Origin of the sequence: Micromonospora sp. MH33 (genome assembly GCF_003013775.1) — a bacterium.
GTDB lineage: Bacteria > Actinomycetota > Actinomycetes > Mycobacteriales > Micromonosporaceae > Micromonospora > Micromonospora fulviviridis.
In genome coordinates, this window is the sequence record NZ_MUYZ01000448.1 from 1 (window position 1) to 3,755 (window position 3,755).

Genomic DNA, 3,755 nt, shown 5'->3' on the forward strand with positions numbered 1-3,755 from the left:
GGCGGCGGCGAGCAGGTGGGCGCGGGCCACCACCGCGCCGACGAAGGCGTGCTGGCCGAGCGGGAAGAGGTCCAGGTCGCCGCCACCGGCCGCGGCGAGCCGGGCGAGCGTCTCGTGCACCTCGGGCAGCGTGGGGGCCTGGACGAGCGCGGCGGCGACGTGGTCGGCGGCGTGCCGGAGGTCCCCCTCGGCCAGCGCCAGCCGGGCCAGCGCGAGCTCCTCCTCCGCGGAGAGCGCGGGGTCGTCCTCGGGCACGTCGTCCTCTCGGTGGTCGGTCCGCCAGCCGGGCAAGCCTAGGGGATCATGCGACCGGATGGTGATCCACTGCGCACTACTGTTCGTTCCGTTGCTCGTTGCCGCTGAAAGGTGCAAGACTGAGCACCGAACGCGCGGCAATCGCGCAGGAGGGGGTCTTTCGTGACGCGTCCAGGGGCCGGGATGGCCGCCGACATCGACGAGCAGCCGGCCGGCTACGACCGCCTGCTCTCCGCCGAGCACGCCGGGGCGATCGCCCGGGTCGCGGCGGTGATCGCCGAGCGCCGGCCCCGCCACGTGGTCTTCACCGCCCGGGGCACCTCCGACCACGCGGCGCTCTACGCGGCCTACCTCACCGAGATCCGGCTCGGCCTGCCCGCCGGGCTCGCCTCGCCCAGCGCCATCACCGTCTTCGGCGCCCGGCCGGACCTCTCCGACGCCCTGGTGGTCGGGGTCAGCCAGAGCGGCGGCTCGCCCGACCTGGCCGAGGTGCTGCGGGTGGCCCGGGAATCCGGCGCGCTCACCCTGGCCGTCACCAACAACCCCGACTCGCGGCTGGTGGGCACCGCCGAGCTGAGCGTGGACATCGCCGCCGGCCACGAGCGGGCCGTCGCCGCCACCAAGACCTACACGGCCGAGCTGCTCGCGCTGCTCATGCTCGTGGAGGGGATACGCGCCGGCGACGGCGTGCTCCCCGCCGAGGAGCGGACCGCCCTGGCCCGCCTGCCCGAGCTGGCCGAGCGCACCCTGTCCGACGCCACCCCGACCCAGCTCGCCCCGCGCTACCGGTTCGCCGCCCAGCTCGTCACCACCGGCCGGGGCTACGCGTACCCGACGGCCCGGGAGGCGGCGCTGAAGCTGATGGAGACCTCCTACCTGCCGGCGCTCGCCTTCTCCGGCGCCGACCTGCTGCACGGCCCGCTCGCCATGACCGACCCGGACGTGCCGGTGCTCGCGGTGGTCGGCTCCGGCCCCGGCGGGCGGTCGATGCGCGAGGTGCTGCCCCGGCTCGGCGAGCGCCGCGCCGACGTCGTGGTGGTCGGCTCCGCCGACGTCGAGGCGACCGCCCGGATGGCCGTGCCCGAGGTCGACGAGCGGTACGCCCCGCTGCTCGACATCCTGCCGCTGCAGCGGCTCGCCCTGGCCCTGGCCCTGGCCCGGGGTGAGGATCCGGACGCCCCGCGCGGGTTGAAGAAGGTCACGGCGACGATGTGAGGCCCGGCGTGGCACGCTGTTCAGCGTGTCCACCCTCCGTGACCTCGCCGAGGAGCACACCTCGCTCCGGCCGGCCGACATCGACCACCTGCACCGGATCGCCGGCGACTGGCAGCTCCTCTCCGACCTGTCCTTCGCCGACCTGCTGCTCTGGGTGCCGGTCGACCGCGACGGCACGTTCCTCTGCGTGGCCCAGGTCCGCCCGACGACCGCGCCGACCGCGTACCTCGACGACCAGGTCGGCCGGATCGTCGGCGGGCCCGAGGTGGCGCACCTGGAGGTCGCCCACCGGCAGGGCCGGATCTGGCGGGAGGGCGACCCGGTCTGGTACGGCGACGTGCCCGCCCGGCACGAGGCCATCCCGGTGCGGCTGCGCACCGCCGACGGGGAGTCCGGCGAGGTCGTGGCGGTGGTCGGCCGGGACACCAACCTCTCCACCGCGCGTACGCCCAGCCAGCTCGAACTGAACTACCTGACCACGGCCGACGACCTGGCCCAGATGATCGCCGACGGCACCTTCCCGCCGGCCCGGCACCCGGGCGAGACCACCTCGGCGCCCCGGGTCGGCGACGGCCTGGTCCGGCTCGACGCCAACGGGAAGGTCACCTACGCCAGCCCCAACGCCCAGTCCGCGTACCGCCGGCTGGGCTACGCCTCCCACCTCGTGGGGGAGGACCTGGCCAAGCTGCACCGCCGGCTCGCCACCGACCCGCTGGAGGGCACCGACGCCGGCAACGCGGTCCTGGCCGCGCTGCGCGGTGAGGCCCCGCCCCGACGGGAGATCGACGCCCGGGGCGCCACCATGCTCACCCGGGCGCTGCCGCTGATGCCCGCGGGCGTGCCGATCGGCGCGCTGGTCCTGGTCCGCGACATCACCGAGGTACGCCGCCGCGACCGCGCCCTGATCACCAAGGACGCCACCATCCGGGAGATCCACCACCGGGTGAAGAACAACCTGCAGACCGTCGCCGCGCTGCTCCGCCTCCAGGCCCGCCGGGTGGCGATGCCCGAGGCCCGGGTCGCCCTGGAGGAGTCGGTACGCCGGGTCGCCTCCATCGCCCTGGTCCACGAGACGCTCTCCATGTCCAGCGACGAGGCGGTCGAGTTCGACGGCATCGTCGACCGGGTGGCCAGTGCGGCCACCGAGGTGGCGGCCACCGAGGTGACCGTCGGCATGCGCCGCCAGGGCAGCTTCGGTGTGCTTCCCGCCGAGATCGCCACCTCGCTGGTGATGGTCCTCAACGAGCTGCTGCTCAACGCCGTCGAGCACGGCTTCCCGCCGGCCGGCGAAGAGGGCGCGGCCGGCCCCGAGGGCGCTCCGGAGCCGGCCGTGGTGGTCTCCGCGCACCGGTTCCGCAAGCAACTGCACGTCTCGGTCGCCGACAACGGCCGGGGCCTGCCCGAGCAGTTCGACGCCGAGAAGGGCGGCAACCTCGGCCTCCAGATCGTCCGGGCCCTGGTCACCGGCGAGCTGCGCGGCACCATCGAGCTGCGCAACGGTGCCCGGGGCGGCACCGAGGCCGTCCTGGTCGTCCCCCTGGCCCGCGGCACCGCCGACCGCCTCGCCGGCTGACCGGCCACCCGCCTCCGCCGCGCGGGTCAGCGGGTGAGGAGGGCGACCGTGAGGCCGGGACGGGGCCAGACCTGGCGGACCGTGAAGGCGCCGCGCAGGGCGTCGCCCTTGGCGCCGGGCACCGCCGCCAGCGGATCGGCGCGCCGGCCCGTGACCACCAGCCAGACCCGGTCCACGCCGGCCAGGCACTCCGCCGGGCGGTCGCACTCGGACGCCCAGAGGTCCGCGCGCTGCCGCTGGTCGCGTACCACCAGCACGTCGCGCGGCCGCCGCGCCCCCAGGTGGTACGCCAGGCCCAGGTCAGGGAAGAGCCAGCTGTCCCGGGGCGAGTAGACGATCGCGTCGCCCGGTTGCTCGTGGTCGGCGACGATCCGGGCCACGCCCGCGTAGTCCACCGGGGCGGTCCGCGGCCACTCGTGGGTGCGGCGCAGCGCCGCCTGGTCGGGCAGCCCCAGCAGGCCGGCCAGGGTCACCACGGCCAGCGCCGGCGCCGGGCGTACGCCGGCCAGCGCCGCCCCGGCCAGCAGGCAGGCGAACGGCACCGTGAAGACCAGGTACCGGGTCACCCAGAGCGGCACCGCCGTGCCGGCGGCGAAGAGCAGCAGCACGGGCAGCAGCACGGCGGCCCCGGCAGCAGCGCCCGCCGGCCGAGCCGTCCCGCGCCGAGCGCGGCGAGACCGACGAGCACGCCGCCCACCACCCCGCTCTGCGC

General features: G+C 76.0%; 2 protein-coding genes and 2 pseudogenes. 2 read left to right on the forward strand and 2 right to left on the reverse strand.

Features of this window, described 5'->3' with window-relative positions:
• Window positions 1-255 (reverse strand): annotated as a pseudogene (locus B0E53_RS34150) (hypothetical protein); the annotation flags it as partial.
• Between the two features lie 183 nt (window positions 256-438).
• On the opposite strand from B0E53_RS34150, the gene B0E53_RS34155 reads away from it, so the two are divergent.
• Both B0E53_RS34155 and B0E53_RS34160 read left to right on the forward strand, forming a co-directional pair.
• Window positions 439-1,470 carry an SIS domain-containing protein gene (locus B0E53_RS34155; RefSeq protein WP_107079677.1) on the forward strand — a complete coding sequence of 344 codons (1,032 nt, stop codon included), beginning with the start codon at window positions 439-441 and terminating at the stop codon, window positions 1,468-1,470.
• 25 nt (window positions 1,471-1,495) lie between these two features.
• On the forward strand, window positions 1,496-3,043 hold the full coding sequence (locus B0E53_RS34160; RefSeq protein WP_107079678.1) for a PAS domain-containing sensor histidine kinase: 1,548 nt from the start codon (window positions 1,496-1,498) through the stop codon (window positions 3,041-3,043).
• 26 nt (window positions 3,044-3,069) lie between these two features.
• Here the strand turns inward: B0E53_RS34160 and B0E53_RS34165 are convergent.
• Window positions 3,070-3,755, reverse strand: a pseudogene (locus B0E53_RS34165) (hypothetical protein); the annotation flags it as partial.